The organism is Leptolyngbya sp. 7M (assembly GCF_018128485.1).
In genome coordinates this window covers 4,787,379-4,812,856 of record NZ_CP070897.1, presented here as the reverse complement: position 1 = coordinate 4,812,856, position 25,478 = coordinate 4,787,379, and the positions used below count along the sequence as shown (strand labels likewise).

The 25,478-nt window shown below is 47.5% G+C and carries 29 protein-coding genes, 1 tRNA gene and 1 pseudogene; 17 read left to right on the top strand and 14 right to left on the bottom strand.

What is annotated here, in order from left to right; genetic code table 11:
• The first annotated feature begins 97 nt into the window (after positions 1-97).
• Positions 98-574 carry a prepilin-type N-terminal cleavage/methylation domain-containing protein gene (locus tag JVX88_RS24840; protein WP_211621229.1) on the top strand — a complete coding sequence of 159 codons (477 nt, stop codon included), beginning with the start codon at positions 98-100 and terminating at the stop codon, positions 572-574.
• 7 nt (positions 575-581) lie between these two features.
• Positions 582-656 (top strand) — tRNA-Val (locus JVX88_RS24835).
• Positions 657-845: 189 nt separating this feature from the next.
• Here the strand turns inward: JVX88_RS24835 and JVX88_RS24830 are convergent.
• Complete coding sequence (locus JVX88_RS24830; RefSeq protein WP_211621228.1) at positions 846-1,049, bottom strand: hypothetical protein; 204 nt, start codon at positions 1,047-1,049, stop codon at positions 846-848.
• A gap of 2 nt (positions 1,050-1,051) precedes the next feature.
• On the bottom strand, positions 1,052-1,273 hold the full coding sequence (locus JVX88_RS24825) for a hypothetical protein (RefSeq protein WP_211621226.1): 222 nt from the start codon (positions 1,271-1,273) through the stop codon (positions 1,052-1,054).
• Positions 1,274-1,277: 4 nt separating this feature from the next.
• Here JVX88_RS24825 and JVX88_RS24820 point away from each other — a divergent pair, with 4 nt between their 5' ends.
• Both JVX88_RS24820 and JVX88_RS24815 read left to right on the top strand, forming a co-directional pair.
• Complete coding sequence (locus JVX88_RS24820; protein WP_211621224.1) at positions 1,278-1,613, top strand: hypothetical protein; 336 nt, start codon at positions 1,278-1,280, stop codon at positions 1,611-1,613.
• 144 nt (positions 1,614-1,757) lie between these two features.
• The gene (locus JVX88_RS24815) at positions 1,758-2,069 is read left to right on the top strand and encodes a hypothetical protein (protein WP_211621222.1); all 312 of its coding nucleotides are present in this window, start codon (positions 1,758-1,760) and stop codon (positions 2,067-2,069) included.
• Positions 2,070-2,368: 299 nt separating this feature from the next.
• On the opposite strand, the gene JVX88_RS24810 is transcribed toward JVX88_RS24815, so the two are convergent.
• Both JVX88_RS24810 and JVX88_RS24805 read right to left on the bottom strand, forming a co-directional pair.
• Complete coding sequence (locus JVX88_RS24810; RefSeq protein ID WP_211621220.1) at positions 2,369-2,935, bottom strand: hypothetical protein; 567 nt, start codon at positions 2,933-2,935, stop codon at positions 2,369-2,371.
• Positions 2,936-3,347: 412 nt separating this feature from the next.
• On the bottom strand, positions 3,348-3,518 hold the full coding sequence (locus JVX88_RS24805; protein WP_211621218.1) for a zinc-binding dehydrogenase: 171 nt from the start codon (positions 3,516-3,518) through the stop codon (positions 3,348-3,350).
• On the opposite strand from JVX88_RS24805, the gene JVX88_RS24800 reads away from it, so the two are divergent.
• The gene (locus JVX88_RS24800) at positions 3,476-5,398 is read left to right on the top strand and encodes a histidine kinase dimerization/phospho-acceptor domain-containing protein (RefSeq protein ID WP_315875300.1); all 1,923 of its coding nucleotides are present in this window, start codon (positions 3,476-3,478) and stop codon (positions 5,396-5,398) included. The genes JVX88_RS24805 and JVX88_RS24800 overlap by 43 nt on opposite strands.
• Here the strand turns inward: JVX88_RS24800 and JVX88_RS24795 are convergent.
• Positions 5,317-5,940, bottom strand: a pseudogene (locus tag JVX88_RS24795) (glyceraldehyde 3-phosphate dehydrogenase NAD-binding domain-containing protein); the annotation flags it as partial. The gene JVX88_RS24800 and the pseudogene JVX88_RS24795 overlap by 82 nt on opposite strands.
• Before the next feature lie 128 nt (positions 5,941-6,068).
• On the bottom strand, positions 6,069-6,767 hold the full coding sequence (nadD, locus tag JVX88_RS24790) for a nicotinate (nicotinamide) nucleotide adenylyltransferase (RefSeq protein WP_211621214.1): 699 nt from the start codon (positions 6,765-6,767) through the stop codon (positions 6,069-6,071).
• A gap of 1,748 nt (positions 6,768-8,515) precedes the next feature.
• Between nadD and JVX88_RS24785 the strand changes: the two genes are divergently transcribed.
• The gene (locus tag JVX88_RS24785; protein WP_036003904.1) at positions 8,516-8,797 is read left to right on the top strand and encodes an Npun_R1517 family heterocyst differentiation transcriptional regulator; all 282 of its coding nucleotides are present in this window, start codon (positions 8,516-8,518) and stop codon (positions 8,795-8,797) included.
• A 41-nt stretch (positions 8,798-8,838) separates the two neighbouring features.
• Here the strand turns inward: JVX88_RS24785 and JVX88_RS24780 are convergent, their stop codons facing one another.
• Complete coding sequence (locus JVX88_RS24780; RefSeq protein ID WP_211621212.1) at positions 8,839-9,051, bottom strand: DUF1731 domain-containing protein; 213 nt, start codon at positions 9,049-9,051, stop codon at positions 8,839-8,841.
• Positions 9,052-9,353: 302 nt separating this feature from the next.
• Positions 9,354-9,590, bottom strand: coding sequence for a hypothetical protein (locus JVX88_RS24775; protein ID WP_035998744.1), 237 nt, complete (start codon positions 9,588-9,590; stop codon positions 9,354-9,356).
• A 480-nt stretch (positions 9,591-10,070) separates the two neighbouring features.
• Between JVX88_RS24775 and JVX88_RS24770 the strand changes: the two genes are divergently transcribed.
• The 6 genes from JVX88_RS24770 (at position 10,071) to JVX88_RS24745 (ending at position 14,687) form a co-directional block, all read left to right on the top strand.
• The gene (locus JVX88_RS24770; RefSeq protein WP_211621210.1) at positions 10,071-11,009 is read left to right on the top strand and encodes a chorismate-binding protein; all 939 of its coding nucleotides are present in this window, start codon (positions 10,071-10,073) and stop codon (positions 11,007-11,009) included.
• A gap of 417 nt (positions 11,010-11,426) precedes the next feature.
• A complete protein-coding gene (locus JVX88_RS24765) occupies positions 11,427-11,831 on the top strand; it encodes a response regulator (protein WP_211621208.1) in 405 nt (134 codons plus the stop codon).
• Positions 11,832-11,930: 99 nt separating this feature from the next.
• Entirely contained in the window at positions 11,931-12,293 is a 363-nt protein-coding gene (locus tag JVX88_RS24760) for a response regulator (protein WP_211621206.1), read from the top strand.
• Positions 12,294-12,320: 27 nt separating this feature from the next.
• Positions 12,321-12,686 carry a PleD family two-component system response regulator gene (locus tag JVX88_RS24755; protein WP_211621204.1) on the top strand — a complete coding sequence of 122 codons (366 nt, stop codon included), beginning with the start codon at positions 12,321-12,323 and terminating at the stop codon, positions 12,684-12,686.
• A gap of 327 nt (positions 12,687-13,013) precedes the next feature.
• Entirely contained in the window at positions 13,014-13,895 is an 882-nt protein-coding gene (locus JVX88_RS24750; RefSeq protein ID WP_211621203.1) for a Pvc16 family protein, read from the top strand.
• A gap of 63 nt (positions 13,896-13,958) precedes the next feature.
• Positions 13,959-14,687 (top strand): hypothetical protein, encoded by a 729-nt coding sequence (locus tag JVX88_RS24745; protein ID WP_211621201.1) that lies wholly within the window; start codon positions 13,959-13,961, stop codon positions 14,685-14,687.
• Here the strand turns inward: JVX88_RS24745 and JVX88_RS24740 are convergent.
• The gene (locus JVX88_RS24740; RefSeq protein WP_211621199.1) at positions 14,596-15,585 is read right to left on the bottom strand and encodes a tetratricopeptide repeat protein; all 990 of its coding nucleotides are present in this window, start codon (positions 15,583-15,585) and stop codon (positions 14,596-14,598) included. The genes JVX88_RS24745 and JVX88_RS24740 overlap by 92 nt on opposite strands.
• Positions 15,586-15,773: 188 nt before the next feature.
• The gene (locus JVX88_RS24735) at positions 15,774-16,520 is read right to left on the bottom strand and encodes an S-layer family protein (protein WP_211621197.1); all 747 of its coding nucleotides are present in this window, start codon (positions 16,518-16,520) and stop codon (positions 15,774-15,776) included.
• 56 nt (positions 16,521-16,576) lie between these two features.
• Here JVX88_RS24735 and JVX88_RS24730 point away from each other — a divergent pair, with 56 nt between their 5' ends.
• Positions 16,577-18,316 carry a DUF262 domain-containing protein gene (locus JVX88_RS24730; protein WP_211621195.1) on the top strand — a complete coding sequence of 580 codons (1,740 nt, stop codon included), beginning with the start codon at positions 16,577-16,579 and terminating at the stop codon, positions 18,314-18,316.
• 45 nt (positions 18,317-18,361) lie between these two features.
• On the opposite strand, the gene JVX88_RS24725 is transcribed toward JVX88_RS24730, so the two are convergent.
• On the bottom strand, positions 18,362-19,315 hold the full coding sequence (locus JVX88_RS24725) for a hypothetical protein (RefSeq protein ID WP_211621193.1): 954 nt from the start codon (positions 19,313-19,315) through the stop codon (positions 18,362-18,364).
• Between the two features lie 136 nt (positions 19,316-19,451).
• Here JVX88_RS24725 and JVX88_RS24720 point away from each other — a divergent pair, with 136 nt between their 5' ends.
• From JVX88_RS24720 to JVX88_RS24710, 3 genes are all read left to right on the top strand, one after another.
• Positions 19,452-19,613 carry a transposase gene (locus JVX88_RS24720; protein ID WP_211621191.1) on the top strand — a complete coding sequence of 54 codons (162 nt, stop codon included), beginning with the start codon at positions 19,452-19,454 and terminating at the stop codon, positions 19,611-19,613.
• 67 nt (positions 19,614-19,680) lie between these two features.
• The gene (locus JVX88_RS24715) at positions 19,681-20,070 is read left to right on the top strand and encodes a Uma2 family endonuclease (protein ID WP_211621189.1); all 390 of its coding nucleotides are present in this window, start codon (positions 19,681-19,683) and stop codon (positions 20,068-20,070) included.
• A gap of 579 nt (positions 20,071-20,649) precedes the next feature.
• The gene (locus tag JVX88_RS24710; protein ID WP_317134433.1) at positions 20,650-22,197 is read left to right on the top strand and encodes a DNA gyrase subunit B; all 1,548 of its coding nucleotides are present in this window, start codon (positions 20,650-20,652) and stop codon (positions 22,195-22,197) included.
• Here the strand turns inward: JVX88_RS24710 and JVX88_RS24705 are convergent.
• The 3 genes from JVX88_RS24705 to JVX88_RS24695 all read right to left on the bottom strand — a co-directional run bounded on the left by JVX88_RS24705 (position 22,186) and on the right by JVX88_RS24695 (position 24,319).
• Positions 22,186-22,683: a hypothetical protein gene (locus JVX88_RS24705; protein WP_211621187.1), complete on the bottom strand. Its 498-nt coding sequence runs from the start codon at positions 22,681-22,683 to the stop codon at positions 22,186-22,188. The genes JVX88_RS24710 and JVX88_RS24705 overlap by 12 nt on opposite strands.
• A gap of 66 nt (positions 22,684-22,749) precedes the next feature.
• A complete protein-coding gene (locus JVX88_RS24700) occupies positions 22,750-24,045 on the bottom strand; it encodes a Do family serine endopeptidase (RefSeq protein ID WP_211628853.1) in 1,296 nt (431 codons plus the stop codon).
• A complete protein-coding gene (locus JVX88_RS24695; protein WP_211621185.1) occupies positions 24,041-24,319 on the bottom strand; it encodes a hypothetical protein in 279 nt (92 codons plus the stop codon). Before JVX88_RS24695 ends, JVX88_RS24700 begins: the two co-directional genes overlap by 5 nt.
• Positions 24,320-24,347: 28 nt before the next feature.
• Between JVX88_RS24695 and JVX88_RS24690 the strand changes: the two genes are divergently transcribed.
• Complete coding sequence (locus JVX88_RS24690) at positions 24,348-25,430, top strand: hypothetical protein (protein WP_211621182.1); 1,083 nt, start codon at positions 24,348-24,350, stop codon at positions 25,428-25,430.
• Positions 25,431-25,478: the final 48 nt, after the last annotated feature.

The following is a 25,478-nucleotide window of genomic DNA, read 5'->3' as shown; positions in this document are numbered from 1 at the left end:
GCAGGATTTGTTTGATATTCGCCCGTAAACCGAATAAACTTTTGAAACTACAACAACCTGCCGACGTGTCAACATTGCGGAGGTATGTCTTTATCTTATGTTAGTTGATACAAAGAAGTTTCGCCGACAAAAGGGCTTTAACCTAATCGAATTGATGATCGTCATCGCGATCATCGGCATTCTTATTGGCGTAGGTGCGATCGCTTGGGGTGCGATGATCAAAGCCGGCAACGAAGCCTCTGCCGCTCAGACGCTTGACCGCATCCGGACTTTCCAGGCCCAATACGCTTCCAGAAATAAAGGCCGATTCGCAACATTTCAGCAGCTTGTAACGGTCTCTGGGCTGGATGAACAGTTTGCCGGTGACAGGCCCGTTGTAAATGGCTACATTTTCACGATGAGTGTCGAGGAACCGACCGATGCCCGGCCGGCATTCTATTCCGTAACCGCCGAGCCTCAGGTGCCGACAGGTGTATCGGCAACCGGGAACCGCTATTTCTACACGGATTCAACCTTGGGTTCGATAAAGGCCAATGATTCGGGGCCTGCAAATGCCGAATCACCATCAATTTAGCATCAGAGCCGACTTAGCTCAGCGGTAGAGCACACGCTTCACACGCGTGGGGTCAGAAGTTCGAATCTTCTAGTCGGCACCAATAAAATAAAGGGTAAAAATAGATAATAAGGGTTGTGGAGTGGTGTTTGTGGCCTCTTATTTGGCCTCATGATCGTTTTGGCGGATCTTCGATGTCGGCGATAAGAATGACAAGAGCGGCAAGAAGGAACGCGGCGAAGACAAGAATTAGGACATCAAATACAAATTGATCGATTGCATTCATCTGAATTTAGTATCTGGCGATAATGGCGGCGAAGACAGTCATGGTCGTGGCAATTACAACGAATAAGACAAAGTAAGCCAGCAGGCAGCCTACGATTGAATATTTCACCTTTCCCGGTAAGTTTAGTAAGTGTTGTAACTTATCCGGCGAAATCGCGTTGAGCGTTAGGGTGCGGACGTGCCGTTGAAATGTAGAGTTTTTGCGGCTCATTATTACATCAAAGGGCTTTGGCCGTTCGCGTCTGGAGTGATGATCTGTGACGTTGCGGCTTGCTGCATTTGTCGATAGGTGTTCAAAAGAAAATGAACCTCAAGGTTCAGGATCTTCGAAGCGTCGCCGGTGTAAATGGCATTCCGGCCGTCTGAAAAATAGACGGTTGAAGCGGATTGTTCGCCGACGACGTGAACGATCTTCTTATCCTGTGTTTCTTCCACATCGATGCCAAAATATAATTCGCATTCGTCACATCGTCCGGATAGATGTGTTCGAATCCGAACGATCTGCGAAAGGTTTACAGCTTCGCCGTCGCGTAGAATTGCAAAAAAGCTTGCCGGAATCACCGCGTTCGGAAACGCGACGATTGCGGCGATCGATCAGCTAGCGACGGCAGAAATAATCACGCCGGAAATCGTTGCTGAAGCTGAATCGCTGGCCGCTTCGCTAGAAGATCCCGCAAAGGTCTATCAGGCAAAACGCGGCGACGACGCGGCGGCGTTGGCGGCCTTCAAGGCTCGTGCGGCTCAAAAGGTCGCCGATCTAAAGGAACGATTATGAAACGGCCAATTTAACGGTTGGACCCGGATCGCAGCACCGAACTGCAACCACCACCGGCAACGCTGGCTCTGGTAACCCCCACAACAACATGCAACCTAGCTTTGTTGCCTGTACCGTGATCGCCACAGGAGAGAAATATATCCCATGATTGAGCTGGTTTCAGTTGGCGTCGCTCTATCCACTGGCGTGCTGACGATCCTCACTACTTTTTCTAAGTTACAAGCCGTTTTGTCTCGGCTGGAAACTCGTGATGTTGAGTTGAGAGAAGAGATCCGCAAACTGCAATTGCAATTCGATCATGCCAGTGATCGGATGGAATTGCTCACCAATGGTCTCAAAGAACGAATCGAGCATGTCAATACAAGACTCTCCGGGCAGGTGAAGGAAACCAGCGTGACGCTCAATTCAGTCGAAGCTTACCTTCAGAAAAACACCACCTATGAGCGGCGAGGTTAAGGGACAATAAAAATCCATAAGAGATTAAGCAGTCGAAGTTCCAGCGCAATGTATCGAAGCTCCTATAGAGTAAAATCGGCTGAATTTAGCCAAAGCTTATCATGACAGCAATCTACCGAAGCTGGCTTCTAACGCTGGCTTTTAACTAGGCAACACAGCCATCAACCAACAAAAGGGATACCAGATTTGATATCCCTTGCCCATACTTCTATTGCTTACTGCTCACTACTCTACCAGTGGCTGCTCAACTGGCGACTGCACAACTAGAAAATTCCAGTTCTAGGACAACTCCCGTCTACCTACCACATGCCGCGTACCGGCTGGGGCGCAGGTTGGGCTGCCGGAGCCGGAGCCGGAGCTGGACGGGGAGCCGGAGCCGGAGGGGGAGCCGGAGCTGGCCGAGCAACGGGTTCCTGTACGGGAGCTTCGCGGCGAATCACCACCGGAGCAGGTTCAACTTCGAGCACCTGGTTGCTGACTGCTAGAACAAAACCCCTTGCAACTGTGAGCACAACCTGGTTTCCGACTTCCAGGCCGTCCCGATTCTCATTTTCTGCCGCGATCGAATAGGTGCGAGTTTCGCCATTCTCTAGCTCGATAGTTACTCGATCCCCTTGAATTGCGGTAATCGTGCCCCGTACAGAGTCAGTCGGACGAGGAGGCACCCCTTCCTCAGGCGGACGATTGACTTGACTCAAATCGAGTTGAGCAACGTCTTGTAATGTTACTTGTGAATTGGTTACCTGTGAATTGCTTAGAGTATCTTCCTGTGAAGCGAGGGGGCGGGCAACACTTGGATAGGCCGCAGCCAAACAAGCAATCAGCGATGCGGCACCAGTCAATAACCTAATGTTGGGAAAAAACATTGTAAAGCACTCCTATTTACATGAGATTGCATTACGGGTCTGCCGTAGTGTAAAAACCCAGAAGCGACAACTCAAATTTTGTCTTTTACAGCAATCAGTACAAAACCAGAATGTAACGTAGTCTTAATGAGGAAATCACAAGCCTTACTAAGATATATACCTAGAATCAAGACTTAAGCGCAATCCTAATAAAAAATTCCAATTCTTTCGTTAAAAGATAATATGTGCCGGTTCATTCTTCTCTATATCAAAAGAAGTACTTTTTTCGATAGCTCTTCTAAATCTGCAGTGATTTTCCAGGAAATGCTATAGGTAATTAAACTTTGAAAGGTTCAGGAAGAATTGTGGCTGCTAGTTCGTACAGCATATCTAGCCAAGCAGGTCTGGCTAACCGTATCTAGCTAGAATCAATTCAATCCATCAACAGCACAATTTTTCCGGTAGTTGATCCTGTTGCGATCAACTGATGGGCTGTTACTGCCGATTCTAAGGGTAGCGTTTGCTGGAGATGAATTTTTAGCTCACCACCGTCGAACAACCGTGGAGCAGCAACAACGCTGGTTTGAAGTTCGCGTGGTGCCACTGTCTCACGATGAAGTGCTGGTTGTGATTCGCGACATTACAGAGCGGAAGCAAACTGAAGCAGCCCTGCGACAAAGTGAAGCCCGCAATCGTGCCATTCTTACTGCCATTCCCGACTTAATCAGTATCGTTAGCGCAGAGGGCGTTTACTTGGATATCGTGCGCAGCCAAACCCTGATTGATCTGATTCCAAGCAAAGTCAATCCATTAGGACACCATATCAGCGAATTTTTGCCGCCAGCTATAGCCGATAGAAAGTTAGAAGCTATTCAACAAGCCCTGACTACCAAAGCTGTGCAGGTATACGAGCAGCAGTTAGAGTTCGACAACACGCTGCAATACGAAGAAGTCAGGGTTGTCCCCTACGATGAAAGCTCGGCTTTGCTAATCATGCGGGATATTACTGAACGTAAGCGTAATGAAATCAAACGGAAGCAGGCCGAGAAGGCATTACGCCAAAGCGAAGCTATACAGCGGCAGATTTTAAAAGCAATCCCAGACTTACTGATCTGGATGGATGAGCGCGGAACGCAACTACAAAAGATCTGCGGTAAACAAGCAAAAGATGTTGCCTCAGAGAGGGTAGAGGCTGGCCACAGTATTTACGAAATTCTGCCGTTTGATCTGGCCGCAAAACGCACGGAGATGATTCAACAGGCTCTGCAAACCGGGGAGGTACAAGTCTATGAACAGGAGCTGAGGATTGCAGGTAACCCCCATTACGAAGAGGTGCGAGTCGTTGCGGTTGAAGCCGATAGAGTTCTGGTCATTGTGAGGGATATTACCGATCGCAAGCAGGCAGAGCAGCAGCTAAAAGCCAGCCTGCAGCGAGAACAAGCGGTTGCGCGGGTGATCGACCGGCTGCATCGTAACTTGAATTTACCTGCGATCTTTGAAACTACCGTGCAGGAACTGCGTCAGGCCATGAATAGCGATCGGTTGGTGATTTACCGATTCAATCCTGATTGGAGCGGCAACGTTGTGGCAGAGTCAGTTGCTAGCGGTTGGGTTTCCATTATGCATCCCCAAAATTCACGTCACCATTCCCAAAACCTGATCCAGCACGAACACTGCCTAGCCGAAACCTGGAGCGATGCCACAGAATTGACGCCAGCTCTTGAAAAAACGGATTCTCAAAAAATAGAGCTTGATATCCAGGATACTTATCTTCAACAAACTGCAGGCGGTGGCTATTGTCGCGGTCTTTCCTACAGCTGCGTTGAGGACATCTACAAAGCTGATTTTTCGGTTTGCTATCTGCAGCTGTTAGAGCAATTTCAAGCTAAAGCCTATGTAATTGTTCCGATCCACCTTGGCAGTCAACTTTGGGGACTGCTCGCAGCTTACCAAAACTCCGGTCCGCGTCAATGGCAGGAAAGCGAAATTCAAATCATGATCCAGGTCAGTCAGCAGCTTGGGGTCGCCGTACAACAGGCCGAACTGCTAGAACAAACCCAACGGCAAGCCGCCGAACTGTTGAGCGCTAAAGAAGCTGCTGAAAATGCTAACCGTGCCAAAAGCAGCTTCCTCGCCAACATGAGCCACGAGTTGCGCACACCCCTGAATGCCATTCTGGGCTTTACCCAACTGCTAGAACGCGATGCCGCTACCACACCCGCTCAGCAAGAGTATCTCAAAACCATCAACCGCAACGGTGAGCACCTGCTACAACTGATCAACGATGTCCTCTCGATTTCCAAGATTGAAGCGGGTCGGGTCATGCTGCAAGAAACCAGCTTCGACCTCTATGCGCTGCTCGACACCCTGGAAGGCATGTTTCGCTTACGCGCAGAAACCAAAGGACTCCAGTTCACTTGCAGTGCCCGTGCCCGACGCAGATCTCGGTGGCTGGCATCGAGCAGACGCTGGTCACCGGTATAGCTGTGGGTGGTGGTCATGGTGCCTTTGATAATGCCGAAGCTTTCATGCAGCACCTTGGCAATCGGAGCTAGACAGTTGGTCGTACAGCTAGCGTTGCTAATAATCGTATGCTTGCTGTGGTCATAGTCGTCATGGTTGACTCCGACCACAAAGGTGCCGTCATCGTTTTTACCAGGTGCCGTAATCAAAACTTTTTTAGCGCCCGCTTCTAAATGCTTAGAAGCGCCTTCACGAGAGGTAAATACGCCAGTTGATTCAATAATTAGATCAATATCCCAAGCGCCCCAGGGTAAGTTAAGCGGATTGCGGTCGGATGTACATTTAATCGTTTTGCCATTCACCGTGATGGTGTTGTCATCAGCGCTAATATCAGCACCGAACTTACCTAGCATCGAGTCGTACCTTAAAAGGTGAGCATTCGTTCTAGGGTCAGAAGTATCGTTGATAGCGACAACTTCGAAATTGCTGTTTGTTCTGGTTGCCCAACACCGCAAGAAGTTGCGCCCAATCCGTCCGAAACCGTTGATCGCTACTCTAATCACTGCGTCTCGCCCTCTGTTGTAATACTAAATAGGTAGTAATACTCCCCATAATACCGCTTAAGGGTATCGCTCTCAAGTTCACTGTGCAGGTTGGGGATCAAGAAAGCAGTGAAGGGTACAGGAGGCGATTAAGAATGGGGATCAGAGACTTCAGCGTAGAGCTGGTGCTGCAAAATGTAGAGCCGGACTGATTCGGGCACCAAATAGCGAATGGAGCGCTGTTGACGGCAGTATTGGCGAATCAGGCTAGAGGAAATTTCGACTAGCGGCATTGGCAACACCTGCCAATGCACTTGGATCGAGAGAGTCGCTAAAGCGTCAGCGACTCGCGCACAGACCGTTTCGGTAGATTTAATTGCGATGGATTCGACTCCATCTGCTGGCGACGAGCCTGCCGTTAACAGATTGGCATCGAGCCGGGGGGCTACCAGCCAACGGCAATGTTGAGCTAGCTCTCGATGACCATACCAGCGCGGCAAGCTTTGAAACGCATCTAAACCAATGAGCCAGTACCAGAGAACGTCGGGATAGAGCAATTGCAACCTGCGCCAAGTGTCAACGGCATAAGACTTGCTAGACCGCTCCTGTTCTACCTCTTCTACCTGGGAAACCTCAAAGTTAGGATGCTGATCGAGCGCAAGCTGGACCATTTCAAGGCGGTGGTCATAGCTCAGCAGCATTTCTGCATTTAGCTTGTGGGGCGGGTGATAGGTGGGAACCCAAATAATCCGATCCAGTTCGATCTGGCTCAACGCGGTTTCTGCCATCAGCAGATGCCCCCAATGAATCGGATTAAATGTACCGCCGAAGATGGCTATTTTTTGCATAGAAGCAACCTGGGTTGCTTTCCGGAATTGGATCGATTGCGAGTGAAGTTACCCGCTAATTCAATTTTGCTCAACTTTGATTGAGGATTTGATTGAGGAATGGCTACAGGGATAACTTGCGACAGCTACTTGATTCGAGGCAAATCTATGATTTATCGGAGGAATCCGGTAGAATCCAAAGCATCCTAAGTATTTGGGTACAAAGATTGCTGAAAAAATGCTTCTAAATCCTGGATACTGGGTAAGATTAACCATCCGGTTCGGTTAACTGATTTACCAACTGGTTTAGCCAGATTTCGAAAAAGGGGGTATACCACAACTGAGGAAATTTGAGCAAGAAAATATATCGCACAAAAAGCAATTCTTGCTATGATATCGCGTGTTGTTTGGTGTGGTGTGGTGTGTTAAGGAGCTGTGATGCTGAATTCCATAGACTTCCTTGGCTAGCTGCCCTAGGACAGGGTGGAATTCATCTATTAGGGCTACGAGGCGGTTATCGAATTGACGCTTCTAGAATTGATGCGTTTATGCATGTTCTGAGTCACAGTGGCGTTAAGCCTGTTAGCCACAGCCAGCTCTCATCAACTAGGCCACCTCGTACAGTCGAAAGGGGCCGAAAGTCTAAAAACGTTTAAAGGCGGTGTGAAACTCGACTAGTAAATCAGTTGTGCTGTCTGCAATAAGTACCTCGGCATAATTAAAAACCAGATTCAAAACCCTGCGCCGCCCGCTGCGCGGGGTTTTGGGTTTTATGTTTAATTATGCTCACCTACTTAGACACTCCCTGCCAAAACTCTAGCTGGCGGCTCAAAGCTGTACCTGTAGGTAATCAGCACAGAATCTAGAATTCTCGATTTAACTAATTCTCTACTATCAAAAATTAGTTAATTATTGAGCCAACTTGCTAATTACTAGAAGAAGAGAAATTATTAGTTTGAATGCCTATCAAGGAAAAGTGAAAATCTCGGGGAGAATCTAATATAGATGATTAATTTTAAACGTTCTTCTCTTATTCAATTAAATTTAAATAGATTAATTCATGTCTTAATTATTTCATGATGAATCTATTTATACAAGTTACTGAAACAAGAAAAGTCTGTGTGAGAAGCCAACTGAATGTACAACAGGATACACCGAATCAGTAAGTAGGTTAGGCAATGCTCAATTCATTTGGCTAATATCTGTCAGAAACAGGATGGCAGCTCTCTGTATTGCTTGCAGTACGTCCTCCGTAGTATTCTGTTGCTTTAGTCAGTAGGGCGGAAAGTGATAAGAAATAACCGGTGTTTCTAAAGGATCATGCTCACTATTCCAATTGGGATTGGGTCTATACTGGTGTTTACTGAAACTCTATTGATGAGAATTGGAAAAGCTTAAAGCTAAATAGATTTAAAAGCCTTGTAAAGGCCGATGTAATCCTCATATAGAATTCACAAAATTCCCCTCTTTAAACTAAGCAATAATGATATTTATAAATTACTAGCCCCTTTTAAGAAGTTGCTTCTCAATCAAAAACTCGCCCTTCTCTCATTGAGTAAATTGGCGAATTTGAGTAACTTTTAGGGAATGTTAGGTTCAAGTCACATGCCCCACGGTGTGAGTTCTCTTTTCGAAGATCAGTTGGTCTAATGCTGACAACGTCTGTAGTTCCTGAAAGCTACTCGTTAAAGACGGCTTCTCACACATCGTATTCAGCCCGGTTTTTAGCCAATTCTCTAGCTCAACACAATAAGGTGTGATTACCTCAGATGAAACCGAATCCTTTAGAGCAACAACCGCTTAGTTCTGAATTTGCCGTCTACGATTGTGAAATTCGCCTGAAATTTAGACTAATTGAGGAAAAGAAGATTTTAAACAACCGCGAACAGCTGCTAGAGCTGCTGCTGGATGCCTTTTCCTACGGTGCAGACGAATATATGGAGCCAATCCAAGCCCATGTGGAAGCGCATGAAATACCAGAAATGGAATCTTCTCCCCAAATGCGACGTCAGTTGATTCGTTTGCGCAATTCGGGTGGTGATTTGGGCTAATTCCATCCAGGTGGGCCGAACCTAACTCGGTTAGCTCGACGTTAGGTGCTTTTAACGATCTCCTGCAATGCCTGCTTCACGGTCGGGTACTGATATGTAAAACCTGTTGCCTGAGTTCGCTTTGGCAGCACCTGTTGACCTTCTAGAACCACCTGAGCGGCATCGCCTAGCAATAGCTCTAGGGCCGCAGCCGGTACGGGCAGCCAAGAAGGTCGATGCAGGATCTGGCCTAGGGTATGGCAAAGTTCTGCCATCCTGACGGGTTCTGGAGCTGTCGGGAATCGGGAATTAAAGTCAGGCGTCTAAACTGCCCACACTCCTGGTACCTATTCACGATTGGATTGCCGCCCGTTTAATTCCTCCCATCCTTGCTCTAGAAGGCAAGTATCTGGAAGGAAAGGTGCCAAAGGCGGTGAGGGTTTGATTTGTAGCATTCCACCATAAGGCTTAGTCAAACTCCTATCTCCTATCTCCTATCTCCTGACTCCTACAAAAACCTACAAAAAAAGGGGCTAAACCGGCCCCTTAATTATTGTCGAATTCTCTCAAAACTCAATTACACCGGAACGGCTTCAGGAGCCGCCAGCGCCAGGATATGGTAACAGGAAGGCGTTTCTTGTCCTAATACTTCGTTGATCCGCTGGCGAATTTGGATATGCAGGGCTTGGATTGAGTCGTCAAAGTTGTGCTTCACATGCAGAACTGCCGTTTGCTTGTGAAAATCTTTGCCGTAGTAAGCCACAAAATAGGTGTAGCGGTTCGCGTTCGGTGCATCCAAAACAAAATCTTTCATTGATCCGTATCTCCCAATTAAACGGCGGGCTGTGGGGGTTCTCTGAGGTGTGAAGCTTTCGGTCAGGTTTGGGTCAAGAACAGCCAGGCTCTATAAACACAGATACCGTAGCGAGTTCGAGGTTTCCGGGTAAATCAGTTACAACTGTGCAACTTTGCTCTGTAGCTGCCTTGAGGGTAAATGAAGAAGCTGATCGGCTCCACAGTATTCTTACTCTAGTGATAGAGATGTAGCGATCGATAGTCCGTAAAATCTAGGAACGTTACATCCTTAGACAGTGTAGACGAAATTGGATGGCTTACTCATTTATTTTCTCGATAGTTCTGATCAGTTGGCATCGCTCCATCAGGTGAACTATTCGGATCAATCCTGAGTGATAAACTATGATTCACTGATCTACCGATCTGCTAATGATCAATCTATCAATGATCCACCAAAGGTCAGGCCAAGGTCAGCGTTCAAGCGGGTTGGGTGTAGCGCATGATTTTTCCAGATTTTGCTCAGTTTTCGCAATTAGCGCAGCAGGGAAACTTTGTCCCGGTCTATCAGGAGTGGGTGGCCGACCTGGATACGCCGGTTTCAGCTTGGTACAAAGTCTGTGCCGGACAACCCTACAGCTTTTTGCTGGAGTCGGTCGAGGGCGGTGAAACGGTGGGCCGCTATAGTTTTGTGGGTTGCGATCCGCTCTGGGTGCTGGAAGCCCGCGGTAATCAAACCACGCAGACCTATCGCGATGGCTCGGTGCAGGTGTTTGAAGGCGATCCGTTTACCACTCTGGCTGCCTGTTTGGAACCCTTCCGCCCGGTCAAATTACCCCAACTGCCGCCCGGTATTGGTGGCCTCTTCGGCTTTTGGGGCTACGAGCTGATTCACTGGATCGAACCGCGAGTTCCTATCTACACGGCTGAACCGACCGATCTGCCCGATGGCCTCTGGATGCAGATTGACCATCTGATGATCTTCGACCAAGTCAAGCGCAAGATCTGGGCAATTGCCTATGCCGACCTGCGCCACCCCAACACTGACCTAGAGCAAGCCTATCAGCAAGCCTGCCATAAGGTGAGCCAGATGGTAGCTAAACTTCAGCTTCCCTTGACTGGCAAAGACACGATTCTGGAATGGACGCCGCCCCAAACGACCCAGCGCCAGAACGGTTCTAAATTTTCCTACAGCAGCAACGTCACCCAGGAGCAATTCTGCGCCAACGTTGAAAAAGCCAAAGCCCACATCCGCGCTGGCGATATTTTTCAGGTGGTGATTTCCCAGCGGCTCTCGACCGAGTATGCTGGCGATCCGTTTGCCCTGTACCGTTCGCTGCGGTTGATCAACCCTTCGCCCTACATGGCCTATGGCGTGATTCAAAAACCATTTGACCCAGTCCTGCTGATTGATCAGGTGGCTGAGGCGTTCGGCTGGTAATGGTTTTGGCTAGTAATGGTTTTGGCTGGTAATTGTAACGTTTTACAACTTCAGAAATTCCTCAAACTTTATTTCTAAATTAGGAGACGTTCACAGAACACTTGCAAGCTGAGGAACATGAGTAGACAGAGGGAATGCAGGAATTGAATTGGGGAGGTATGTTTTTATCAGCCCTAGGTTTCACAACCGGGTGCAGTGCGAGGGGAGAAGAATACGGCAGAAAAGATAAGGGTGTTACTCCGAACTCTCAACGCTGCTATTCAAATCCATTGCGTCGGTTGATGAGATTGGTCCTTCAGTTCTGAATTCCGTCTGTCTTTTTTCAATGGTTTGACTCACGTTTCAATTCATCTTTCAGTTCGCGGCTGCGGCAATCGTGGAATTGGAGCTGGGACATAGTGTGGAAGGATCAAAGCGATGGAAGCCAGCTCAGCTCAGCCTGTTTTGTTAGTAATTGAGGATGATGATCCAGTTCGAGAAGTGATCACCAATTGCTTTGAAGATATAGCAGGATGGAAAGTAATTGCGACCAAGTCTGGGCAGGAGGGGTTGAAACTGGTTGCCTCTCAACACCCTAAAGCCATCATTCTGGATGTGATGATGCCAGAAATGGATGGAATTACGTTTCTGCAACAGCTCAGAGAACTAAACACAACTCACTTAGCAGATACTCCAGCAGTTCCTGTTATCATCATCACTGCCAGCTCTTCTGGTTTGAATTCAAGTGAATTAACTGCATTGGGTGTGAAGGGCGTCATTGCCAAACCCTTTGATCCGTTCCGGCTGACAAAGCAAACGGCTGAACTTTTGGGATGGGTATGATTCATAAAACGATATCAGATTTCTCTAAGCAGGATTCTCGATAGAGCACCATAGCAATATCTATCTTCTATGGGTTAATTCTTATTAGAAATCCTAAACATGATCACAGTTTTGGTTATCGAAGATAATCTTGATTTTCAAAAAGTTTTAGTGACCTGGCTATACCTGGAATTTTTTTTTGTACTCACTGCCGAAAATGGTGCAGTAGGTCTACAAATGATTAGAACTGAGCAGCCCGATATGGTGCTCTGCGATCTGCACATGCCGATCTTAGATGGGATGAGCCTGCTCAAACTGATTCGTCAAGATCCCAAAATTGCCAATACTTTCTTTTTTATCATGACCGCAGGTTGTGAAGATGCAGCTTGCCAAGAAGCACAGCGTTATCGAGTCGATGGCTGGATAGATAAATCTCGGATTTGGGAGCACATTCCCGAAATTATTGCAGGTCGATTTCGCTAACCTTTCAAAATTAGTTTGAATGCACCAATGATTCTAATTCTTGAAAATGATCCAGCCTTTCGGAAAAGTTTAGCAACTTGGCTGGTGCTAGAAGGCTTTTCGGTTCAGACAGCCGGTGACGGGATCGCCGGATTACAGTTGATTCGATCTCAACATCCAGATGCTGTGATTTGTGACCTCGATTTGCCGAAACTAAACGGTTTAGATGTTCTCAAAACGCTACGACAAAATGCATCAGTTGCTGATACAGCATTTTTGCTAATGAGCAGCAATCCCAATGACAAGATGCGCTGTCAAGCCCAAAAGTTGGGAGCAAATGGTTTTCTGGAGAAACGACGAATGTGGATTCAGCTATCTCTGATTCTCAAATCGTGTTTATCCAATCAGTCTTAAAGGACATCGCAAGATGAAAATTATTGATCAAGGCTATCGCTGCTACATGCACAATCACATTCTGGGCCATTGGAAACTACAATGCCATCTCTATATCTATTTCTCTCACCCAGAACAGCAAACTACAGGGCTATAATCCCTATTCTGGGGGACTTTGAGTAAACGTTGACCAATTTTTCTCATGATTCGGACCAAATTAGGTGCGAAAGTCCCCATATGCGGGAGTTAAGGGGTTGAGAGGACTTGTGTGTACACCGTAGCTATGTAGGGGATAAAGCATTGTCATGGAAATCACTAGATACGTGATCTAAATTATCAAGATTAGTTATGATCCGTGCCCTCAGCGAAGTTCTTAGGAGAATTCTGGAAGATTCACACCAATGGTCTACAGAATTTCCAGCAGCGTATCCCCCTAGCGAGTTGATGGAAGCTCATTTTTCCTTTGTTCGCCCCAGTGAAACCTTCACGCCCGGCCAAACAACAGTTAATTTATTTCTCTATGCGGTTCATGAAAATGTAGAGCTACGCAGCAACGAACCAACAATCGCGCGACAGAATGGACAGGTAGTCATTCGTCGTCCGGCTCTGCGCGTCAATTGTTCCTATCTGATCACGGCCTGGGCTGGCAGCGATGCCGGAGATGAAGCGGCTTTAATTGAACAACGGCTACTCAGTCAGGTCTTACAAGTTCTGAGCGGATATTCTACGATTCCAGCCACTTTGCTGCGAGACACTCCCCTAGAAGGTCAGGTGCCACCGTTGCCGCTGATCTCGGCCCAATTAGAAGGCATGCAAAATCCTGCCGAGTTTTGGACTGCATTGGGAAACAAATTGCGCCCCTCGATTACAGTCATGGCAACCATCAGCGTTCCGCCTGTGTTTAGTCAGATCACGGCTCCAATGGTCACGACACGTTCGACTAGATTCGGTACGGACATGGCAGCAGAAATAGAAACCTTGGTCCAAATCGGTGGGCGGGTGATGGATGCAGCAGATCATGGCATCGAGAATGCTGTAGTTGATTTGGTTGATGCTGGATTGCGGACGCACACTAACTCGGAAGGATACTATTCGTTTCTGCGCGTTCCGCCCGGATCGCATACGCTGCGTATTGTTGCCGTTGGATTTGAGTCAAAAACTGAAACAATCGATATTCCTGGACGATCGCAACTGTATCAAACCACGTTAAGCAAGCAAAATTCCAACTAAATTTGGTCTCATGTAAAAGACTCGGTTCACTAGCTATCTTCCTCAAATAAGGAGCAAACTGTTATGGCCCCCTTTGATGCAACCAACAAAGCGCCCGGTGTGTATATCCAGGAAATTGATGTTCCGGGACCGATTGCGGGGGTTGGCACCAGTACTGCCGCCTTTATTGGACCAGCCGAGCAAGGACCAATTAATACTCCGGTGTTCCTAACAAATTGGACCCAATTTCAGACTATGTTCGGCGGCTATATCACGGCTCCATCCGTCTATGTCACCCACGCGATTCGCGGCTTTTTAGACAACGGCGGGGCTAGCTTCTACTTTGTTCGAGTCAGTAAGGCCGTCCGAGCCTCCCTCACTCTCAATGACCGAGCTGCCAATGCCAAACCTATATTGGTTGTGACGGCAAAACAGGAGGGAGCACAAGCAACGGACATTCAAGTTGAAGTCAAAGATGCTGTTCTCTCGGATACAACTGTGACTGGAAATTCCTTGACCGCAAGAACAACAACGATTCCAGTTCAAAGCGCAACGGGGATTGAAGCCAATACAACTGTGCAGATTAGCCAGGGAAATAATTCCGAAACGCGAAAAGTACAGTCTGTAAATGCAACCGAGAAATCAATTACCCTGACCACCGGGCTACAGCAAGATTACACCTCTCCAGCAGAAAATCCGGTACATGTGAGAACCTTGGGGTTTACGCTGGTGGTAACGGCTGTAGATGGAGCTGAAACTGCCTTTGAGAACCTCTCAATGGACAGCAATCACTCTCGCTATTTTGCCAGCTGAGGCGATTGAGCTGGGCCTGGAGGCGTCCAACTGGGGTGAGGGCCGTATTGGCAGCCTGTTGATACAGCTGGAGGGCTTCTGGGGTGGACTGTAGACTGCGCAGGGTGTTGGCCAAACTGAACTGGATATCACTGAGCTGTGCTCGCATGTCAAGCTGTTCGGCAATGGCTAAACTCTGCTGCAACACCTGCTGGGACTCCATCAGGTTGCCTGCGACCTGTAAAACAGTGCCCAGACTACTCAGCCCCAGTGCCTTCAGCGGTGAATCAGGTTGGGACTGCAAGCGCTGGTTGATCGCTGCCAGTAAACTCTGGGCGCGGCGATATAGCCCTAGGGTCTGTAACGCTTGGGCTTGGTTGATCTGGCTGCCGATCTGCCCCTGCAGATCCTTGGCAGCGGCGTAGTAGGTTTCGGCCTGTTGCCAGCTCGCCAGAGCCGCTTCCGGTTGCCCCAACCCCAACTGCACCTGTCCCTGCGTGTTGAGCACCTGGGCTAGAAGCTGCGGGTTCGTCTGATGGGTCAGCCGCTGCCTACTCTCAGCAATCACCTGCTCGGCTCGTTGCCAATCGGCTAGCTTCAGATAGGCCAGCGCCAAATAGTTGAAACATCGCGCCTGTTGGAGGGAATCGTCGGCGTTCTGGGCGGCGGTCAAAGCCTGCTGCCAGAGCCTGATGGCGTCTGCGTATTGGCCTGCCTGGTAGTATTGCCGTCCCTGTTCAATCAGGGGTTCGATCGGCGAGTCTGCCGGGGTTTGTGTAGCGTAGGCATCGGGTTCTGGCTCTGAGAGATGCAATTGAGCTGCCAAAAACGAAGCATCAACGCGATGAATTGGCGTAGCGAACAGAGGCAAGGAGATGGAAAAGGGTTGGAACACGCAAAGGAAGGTGAAAACGGCCAAAATTACCAAACCACGACTCCGATACCTCGACCGTTGTCTCAACGGTAGTCTTAGCTGTAGCCTTAGCTGTAATCTTAGATGTAATCTTAATTGTCGCTTTAGACATTCCTCCAATCGTTGTCGAGAATGAGATCTGCTAAGCCGCTTGTAGACCTGATTAAAGAAGTGCTGTAGCCGTTGCCGCAGTTTCATGTTGGCTCATCCTGTCTCTTGGCACAGTCTACTGCAATTCGGGATGACGTTGGTGACGCTAGCAAGATGATTTGGCCTGTTGCGTTGATTCGCCAGCCCTGCGCTTCTACTAGCCTGTTCTCGTTCAGGTTAGGCTGCACACTTCGGCTAGTTTCGCTTGCGCTTCCACGATGCTCCATCTCTGATATCCGCGATATCCGCAGGTCTTCCCAAATAGTTTCACCGCGCAATAGCTGAGTTGGTGCCTCCGGCAGACCGCCGCGCCCGGTAACGACAAAGCTGTTGCCCTCGGTTTGCTCACAAACAGCAGCGATTTGGTTGCTAGCGTCGATCAGGTTAGCGGGCAGTTGCACGAGACCACGATTAGGGTCCACGTCGGGCGCATTGATCTGGACCGTACCGCTGAACTGGGGTCCTAATGCAGAAGAGGCCGTAATGTCGCTGAAGCGAGTCACCTGCGGGCGGGCCTGCGTTCCTAAAACAGCTTCAGCCCTGATCAACACCTGTCCACCAAAATTATTTTGAGCATTAGCGGTAATGTCGCTATTTGCGGCGGCGGCCAAAATCGTTGTATCAATTGCAATGTTACCACCACGAGCGTTGCCGATAGCATTTGTTGTAATAGCACTCTGCTGTCGGAGTAGAATATTATTAGATTGCAGACTAATATTCCCTCTAGTACCTGCAGCAGAATCAGCAGTCAACACAGCTTCTCGATTCAGGCGAATTTGATTTGCGTTCACCGTTAGGTTACCCACCCCGCCCTGACCCGGAGGCTTTCATCAATCTCTCCAAAAATATGGAACTGCACGCATATACCAGAACAATTTCCGACCTGTTTTCTGTTAAAAAGAGATACGTTGTACCTAGATTTCAACGAGAATACTCGTGGACAAAAGAACAAGTTACTGAACTGTGGGATGACATTGTTTCAAACATTACTATAAATAGCGATGGCAGTTTTAGCCATGAGGAGTACTTTATTGGGTCTCTTGTCCTTGTCGGAGATGACAAATCTGTTGCATTACAAATTGTTGATGGACAACAACGACTTACAACATTAACTATTCTACTTTCTGTCCTTTGTGAGAGGTTTCGAGGAATTGGAAAAGAAAATGTAGCTCTATCAATATATGAAAATTATATTGCAGGCAAAGATGACGAAGGAAACTACTACTTCAAATTAGAAAACGAAACTCCTAAGCCGTTTTTCCAGACGACGATTCAACATATTGAGAAAGAAAATAATTCTCCATCTTCGGAAGAAGAAAAGACCCTTCTAAATTCATACAATGAATTTTATTTGAGTACTTCCAAGGAGAATCTGAGAAGCAAATTCTCAATTTTCAAAATAGACGATGATTTGTATGAAAAGCTTTTAAAAGCAATTAGAGATCAAGTTGTTAAGTATCTGAAGGTTATTTTCATCACTGTTAGTGAAGAAGATGAAGCTTACACAATTTTTGAGACCCTCAATGCGCGAGGAATGAACTTAAGCTTTGTAGATCTAATAAAAAACAAGGTCTTCAAAGGTCTTATTGGGAAGCATCCTGATGATTTCGCAAAAACTAAATGGAAGGAATTGAGAAGCATAATAGTTTCAAGAGATGGTGTAGGTAGTTTAGAAACATTTGTTAGACATTGGTGGATATCTAGATATAGCTATGTGAGTGCAGAAAACGTTTACAAATCATTTAAGAAGCAATGGAATAGTGGCAGTATTGATGCTAAAACTTTTGTTGATGAGTTAGTGGGTGACGCGAAATTATATGTTAAGACGTCTTCTCCTATATTGGAGGATTTCAAGCAGCAAGAAGAAAAGGAGTTATATCGATCTCTGTCTGCATTAAAAACCTTCAATATCACGCAACAAAGACCCTTTATACTAAATCTATTTAGAGTTCGAGAAAAAGGATATTTAAAGCTATCTGAAGTGAAAGAAATTCTTTCCTTCATTGAGAAGTTTCATTTCCTTTTCAATGCTGTATGTTCTATGAGACCTTCTGGTATTGAAGGAAGCTACTCTAAGGCTGCAAGACAGCTTTTTGAAGCAAAAGATAAGAACTCGACCAAGAAAGTTTTAGCAGAGCTGAAGCAACAGTTGGTAACGCGATTGCCTGACAGAGATCTATTTAAGGAGAAGTTCTCAAAGTTAAGATTTCTTAAAGGTTACACAAAAGATAAAAGACTTATTCAATACATTTTTAGTTATCTTGAATCTACCAAGCAAACAACCCGTGAATTCATGCCTGACAGTATTACTCTAGAACACATATTACCTCAATCATTTGGTGCAGAGGACTATGTGGGTAGCATTGGTAATCTGTTGCCATTAGGACAAGAGCTAAATGAAGAAGCCGGTAACAAGGAATTGGTTGACAAGATGAATATATACAAAAAATCCAACTTTAAACTAACGCAAGAATTTGCAGAAAGTAATGTTACAAATTGGAGTAAAGAGGAAATTAAAAATAGGACAATCGAGTTAGCTGAGTATTGTTACGACTCTATTCAGAATTCTCTCAATCTTAAGGCTTAAAACATAGTCAATAGCTGAACTACCTCTTTAAGCTTGACAATATTTTTAAGAACGTTTGCTGCTCAATTGAAAAGCTTTACCGCTGGGTATTGCGCGGATCGAGGGCATCTCAATAATCGTGATAATCGCTAAATTTGGTAAATATCCTGCCAAGCCAGCAATCAGCAGCTCTAACCGCGTGGCGATGTCGCTGAAGATAGAATTCCCAACGGCCCTGGTGCCTGGAAATTGACTGAGAACAAACGGAATATATAGGTAGAGGCCGCCTAAAATCAACGCTAGCCGCAATGCTTTCACCAATCCTGAAAGGAGATAGCTGGTTGCATCGGAACCAAGCAATTGCATGCCTTGAATTCTGAGGTCTAGTGCATCGGCTTGTCGAGCCGCTCGAATCCGAATTAATAGGCGGGAGATCCAGCGTTGCAGCAACAGCAGCAGGCCGATTAAGGTAACTGTGCTCAAAACGCTCAATATAATACCTCGGACAATTTTCTCAGCGCTCCGTGCTTGACGATATTGAGTCACAGCGGACTGGATAATTTGTACTGTTTTCTCAGCAAGTACTTGACGTGGTTGATTACCTTCTCGATCGCCATCTGCCACAGTTAGCAGAATGGTATCTCCTGCTAAGACAACCGACAGGCCATTTTGTTCTTCAACTCGGATGGTTTCGGGTGTAATTGAGGTATCGCCAGCGAACCTAGTCAAGCGACTATTGATAATCGCTGCCCGTTCCTGCGCTGATGCAATGCCTGGAATATCCTGCCTAACGCGAAATAGAACTTGCCCATCTAAGACCACTGGATAGCCATCAACTGGATTACCTGCCGGATTCTCTGCTGGGCTGCCAGGATCGCCAATCAAATTGTTCTCTTGAGCATGGATTGATGGAGGCATGATAGCCAAAAGGACCAGCACCATACTCAGAATCAACCAGATTTGCAAGCGGCGATAAATCGATCGAAACCATTGAGACCAAACAGCGATAAGAGTGGGCATGGTTAAGGTTGGCTGTAGAAGGCAGAAACACGAGTGATTGATTCAACATTCCTAATTTTAGGAGGCGTTGTTGCACGAAGAGGGGTTGCGGAGGGGAGAGGAATGGTAAGTTGTAGTTACCACACCGCAACATGCCATGAAACCTCAATACCGCATCCGCAACTGGTCTGAGTATAACGCTGGTCTCAAGCAGAGAGGAAGCCTCACCTTCTGGATCGAAGAATTCGTCCTGGAGCAATGGGGGGTCGAAGAGTTGAGCGGCAAACCCGGTGCCGCTGTCCTCTACAGTGACCTTTGAAGACGATTTTGGGCGGCAATCTGAGTGCGCGTCAATTTGACAACCGAGCGGTGGCGTGGTTCATCAAATGCGCGGCGCTCAACCGGATGATCCAGATTGCATGGAAGCGAATGCAAGCGGGCAAACCCGATTGAGCAGCGATGGCTATATTGAAGGAGCGCTAGAATTGACTGTGGAAATTGCTGCCAGTAGTGCCGCGATTGATACCGGAAGCAAGAAGCAGGTCTATCGTCGCAATGGTGTGCTGGAATATGTGATCTGGCAATCCTATGAGAACCAACTGGAATGGTTCTGGCTGACGGATGGGGAGTATCAGTTACTTCCTGCTGACCTGATGGCTCATTCGCCGTCGGATGTTTCTGAGCCTGTGGCTGGCGGTAGAGGCGCTGTTGAACAACCAGATGGCGCGGCGGGTGCTGGAGGTGGTGCAGGAAGGGTTGCAGTCGTCGGAGCATGAGGTATTTGTGGAGCGATTGGGGAAAGGGAAGTAGAAATCACCCCCAGCGTTCTTCATCAAGCATCTGCTGAGATCTGATACCAGATTCAGCATGTTCTGCTAAAGAATCAAAAAACTTACGGATAGGCGATCCTTTGAGGAATTGTTTTGCGATCGCAGAAGCTTGATCGCGCAATCTAACTGTAATAGTCAAGACTTAATCTGACACTTCTTGTAAACTGAGACTAAATCAGAAACAGCGGGCCAGTTCAAGCGCCAATCCGGATTTGCCGGTGGCTGTCGCGCCGCAGATAACAATCAACGCTGACTCCATTTGTTTAGAGTAAAATAAGAGGAGAAGAATTTTGGTACAAATGTATTAGCCCAAATGGCAATAAAATTAACTTTGTTTAAAATTGGCCGATTTCCAAGCTTTACATATGAAGGATTGCTAACAAATTATTCTGATCGATCTCCTTCGGAAAATTCGCCTCAGACTGGCTTAAAATCGTCCTTAACCCTTTTGTGCTAGAATTTTGGTGTATTTTAATATTCTGAGGTCTTGGACGGCTTCACACCACTCACGGGAGCGCTTCATACATGACAACAAATTATGGTGCTGAACAAATTCAGGTCCTTGAAGGTTTGGAGCCTGTGCGGAAACGACCAGGCATGTACATTGGCAGCACCGGCCCGCGTGGACTCCATCACTTAGTTTATGAGGTTGTTGACAACTCGGTCGATGAAGCTCTGGCAGGCTATTGCAAGCATATTGGCATCACGCTGAACCCAGATGGTTCCGTCAGTGTTACCGACGACGGGCGGGGGATTCCTACTGGGATTCATCCCAGCACCGGCAGATCGGCCCTGGAAACGGTGATGACGGTGCTGCACGCGGGCGGCAAGTTTGGCGGCGGTGGCTACAAGGTCTCCGGTGGACTGCACGGGGTGGGGATTTCGGTCGTGAATGCCCTCTCGGAATGGGTAGAAGTCACCGTTTGGCGCGAACAAAAGGTACACAAGCAGCGCTACGAACGCGGCGTACCCCAAACCGATCTGATTATTGAACCTGCTAAGGGCAATCGCACTGGCACTTCGGTCTCCTTCAAGCCCGATATCGAAATTTTTACCACCGGCATCGAGTTTGATTACGCCACTCTGGCTGGACGGCTGCGCGAGCTGGCCTACTTGAACGCGGGTGTAGAAATCACCTTTACCGACAATCGCCTGGAACTGCTGAAAAGCGATGAACCCAAAGTCGAAACCTATCACTACGCGGGTGGGATTCGGGAATATGTTGGGTACATGAATAAGGACAAGCAGCCGCTGCACGAGGAGATTATCTTTGTGCAAGGCGAGCGCAATAATGTCCAGGTCGAGGTAGCGCTGCAATGGTGTGTCGATGCCTATACCGATAATTTGCTCGGCTTTGCCAACAACATTCGCACCATCGATGGCGGTACGCACTTAGAAGGGCTAAAGGCGGTGTTGACTCGGACCATGAACGCCATTGCCCGCAAGCGCAACAAGCTCAAGGAAAACGACTCGAATCTGGCTGGCGAGAATGTCCGCGAAGGCTTGACGGGTGTAATTTCGGTCAAGGTGCCCGATCCTGAGTTTGAAGGCCAAACCAAAACCAAACTGGGTAACACTGAGGTGCGTGGCATTGTCGATACGCTCGTTGGTGAGGCACTGACCGAGTATCTGGAATTCCGTCCCGGCGTGGCCGATGCGATTCTGGAGAAGGCGATTCAAGCTTTTAATGCTGCCGAAGCTGCTCGGCGGGCGCGGGAACTGGTGCGCCGCAAGTCGGTGTTGGAGTCTTCGACGCTGCCTGGTAAGCTGGCCGACTGTAGCTCGCGCGATCCCAGCGAATCGGAGATCTTCATTGTAGAAGGAGACTCAGCCGGTGGTTCCGCTAAACAAGGTCGTGATCGCCGCTTCCAGGCGATTCTGCCACTGCGGGGTAAGATTCTCAACATTGAAAAGACCGACGACGCCAAGATCTACAAGAATACCGAGATCCAATCCCTGATTACGGCCTTGGGTTTGGGTATCAAAGGCGAAGAGTTCAATCCGTCTCAGCTCCGCTACCACCGGATTATCATCATGACCGATGCCGACGTAGACTTGAGATCAATTGGGTGAGGTCGCTACAGTTTCTTCATCGGATGCTTCCTCTGCAGATGATCTACCGTGAATACGGTCGCGTAGTCGTCCGGCCAGATAGCGATTGCCATAAATGAGGGCCGCAGCCGCGGCCATAAATGCTACAGCGATAAATGGAGAAAAATACGATCTAAGTTCTGCGGAGTAACCGTGTCCGCGAAGAAAACTGATAGAAGCGATCGGGAGAACAAAGCCAATTGCGACAAGGAAAAGACAAAAATAACCAAGTGTTGTCCACATAGCCCAGCTTTTCCCACGTTTCGCAAAGATCACATTAGCAAGTATCAACAAAACTATCGACGTGAATGCGAGAATGTACCATGAGAGGCCGCGATAGTATTCGTAACCCGCGAAGGCATCGGCCGGGGCGGTAATACTTCCCAACCAGCTAGATGAATAATAGACAACAAATCCAAGAAATAGACAAAATGTGACAGCCGTTGCGATGTAGGTCTTTGTCCACATAGTCTTTGAAATAAATTGGACCGGATAATTGAGATAGTTATCGCGAAATCTATCTCTGCTCTGCGATCATCTTGGGCGAATAGTGATAAATGCCGTTTGGCCGCGACGATTTATCAACAGAAGTATAGGGCGCGAACCCGAACTCTCGACCACAGAAAGAACATCTTCTGCTGTTGATATTGATCGCCGATTTATTTCGAGGATCACATCTCCCCGCTGTATCCCGGCCTCGGCTCCGGGACCTCCTTCATCTACTCCGGTAACTATAACACCTTCTTTCTCGTTCGTAAGCCCCAATTCTTTTACAACCTGCGGAGTTACCGGCTGGAGCGTCAACCCCAACTTGCCGCCGGTCGGAGAAGCCGAATTCGGAGCCGCTCCTGGTTCTGCGCTTGTAGCTGATCGGTCCGTGTCAAACTCGTCAAGGGTTACCGTGAGCTCCAACGGGTTTCCATCACGTTGGACGGTGAGTTTGATCTCCGTTCCCGGAAGAGTACCGGCAACCTTGTTTCTCAGTACATTCCCATCATCGATCTTTTCGCCATTTATTGCGGTAATGATGTCTCCGCGTTTTACGCCAGCCTTTTCGGCGGCGCTGCCCGGTCTTACGTTACTAACGATCACGCCGGAGCGTTCCTTTAGATCAAGAGCCTGAGCCGTTTCTTCCGTAATATTCTGGATGTTTACGCCAAGCATTCCTCGGCGGACGCGGCCATCCCTGAGCAATTGCTCCATAACGGACCGAGCCATATTGGAAGGGATGGCGAAGCCGATACCAATATTTCCGCCCGAAGGTCCACCGGCGAGTATCTGTGAATTGATGCCTATCAGTTCGGCATTAAGGCTTACCAAAGCGCCGCCCGAATTTCCACGGTTTATCGGAGCATCGGTTTGCAGAAAGTCTTCAAACGAATCTTGCCCGCCGTAGCTCAGTCCGGTGCGACGACCTTTTGCTGAAATAATACCTGCCGTAACCGTTTGGCCGATGCCGAGCGGATTGCCGATCGCAAGCACGATGTCTCCGACGCGGACGTTATCAGAATTGCCAAGGGTCAGAAATGGCATATTTTGGGCTTCGATCTTCAGTACGGCAAGATCGCTGGGCTTGTCTGCTCCCACGACCTTTGCCTCGAACGTTTTGTTATCGTTCATCTGAACCGTGATACGGTCTGCACCATCGATCACGTGGGCATTTGTCAGAATGGTGCCGTCCGCGCTTACCAGAACGCCGGAGCCCATTCCTCGTTCTACCGGCGGCCGCTGTCCTCTTTGCTGCGGGAGTTGTCGGAAGAAATCCTCGAGAGGGTTCGACGGTGCGTCGCCTTGTGTTCTCTGCGCTGGCCTTCGCGATTCGGCATCAATTCTGACAACAGTAGTAGTGCGCGGTTACCGTCGAGTCGGTCATTGGATGGACAGGGTGGCTGGTGGTCTCCTCATCCTGCTGGGCGTCAAACTGGCCGTAGAAAGCAAGTAGCCCGAACCTGTCAAGCCTGCGAGATGTATAATCGCCAGATTTCTTAGCCCTTGACCGCACTGGCAATGTCTTTGCCATAGAATGCATCCGACCGCCGCCACGAAAGCCGTCATGTAAATCGAATCGCCTGAGACGGCAGGTGATGCCGAGCGATGCTGCCACCAAAAAGAGCTAGTACGAATTAAAAGCAATGGAAAAAGAAGTATTCGATAAAAAATCATTAATTAGAACATCTGGCGCTCTTATTGCCTGGGTGATCGGCTCAGGCTTTGCTACCGGACAAGAGATCCTTCAATTCTTTTCAAGTTATGGATATTTCAGTTTTGGAATTATAGTCATTAATTTCATTGGATTTTTAATCTTAGGATATCTTTTAATGCGAACTGGCTTTGAAAATAGGGACATTAAAAACTTTAATCACTTTAAATATTTTTGTGGAAACAAACTCGGAACTTCTTATACGTTTTTGATCACTGGAACACTTATCCTTTTGATGCCGGTTTTAGTGTCTGGAGCCGGTGCAACTCTTTATGAATATTATGGACTGAATAAATATATTGGTTCAGCAATCATGGCAATTCTGATGCTTATTGCATATCTTATTGGATTCGAAAGGCTAGTAAGAATTATTGCTCCAATTGGACCTATCATAATTGTTTTTTCAATACTTGTTGGGATAATTACTCTTATCAGTGATTTTGATTATTTCAACGATATTCCAACATATGGAGAAACCTTATTGCCATATCAGTCTGCCCCATCATGGTTTTTAAGTGCTTTTTTGTATCTTGGACTCAATTTTTTCCCAGGCAGCACATATTTTACTCAGATTGGTGTAACTGCAAAATCAAAGGAAGATCTAAAATACGGAACGCTACTTGGAGTCGTTCTACTGATGCTATCAATCACAATTATGAGCACGGCGATTTTGTTGAACGGGGATACCATTGCAGGGCTTGATATTCCTGTTTTGTACCTTGCAAGGAAGATTTCTTATATTCTAGGAGCAATATTTTCAATCACTTTGATTTTAGGTATCTTTTCCTCATGTTCTGCGATGATGTGGTCCGTCTGTAGCCGTTTTCACTTTGGGGGAAGAAGAGGCAATGCATTGATTGCAATTGGAATTGCAATGATGACTTTTATTATTAGTATGTTTTCTTTTAGTGAACTTGTTGGAGTGCTTTACCCAATTGTAGGGTATGTTGGACTGTTTTTTATTGGCTGTGTGCTTTACAAGGGATTAAGTATAAAGAGAAAACTCAGAACTTAGCACAGTCTTCAACCCGACAATTCTTCAGTCACACTTTCTGCTGGTCGT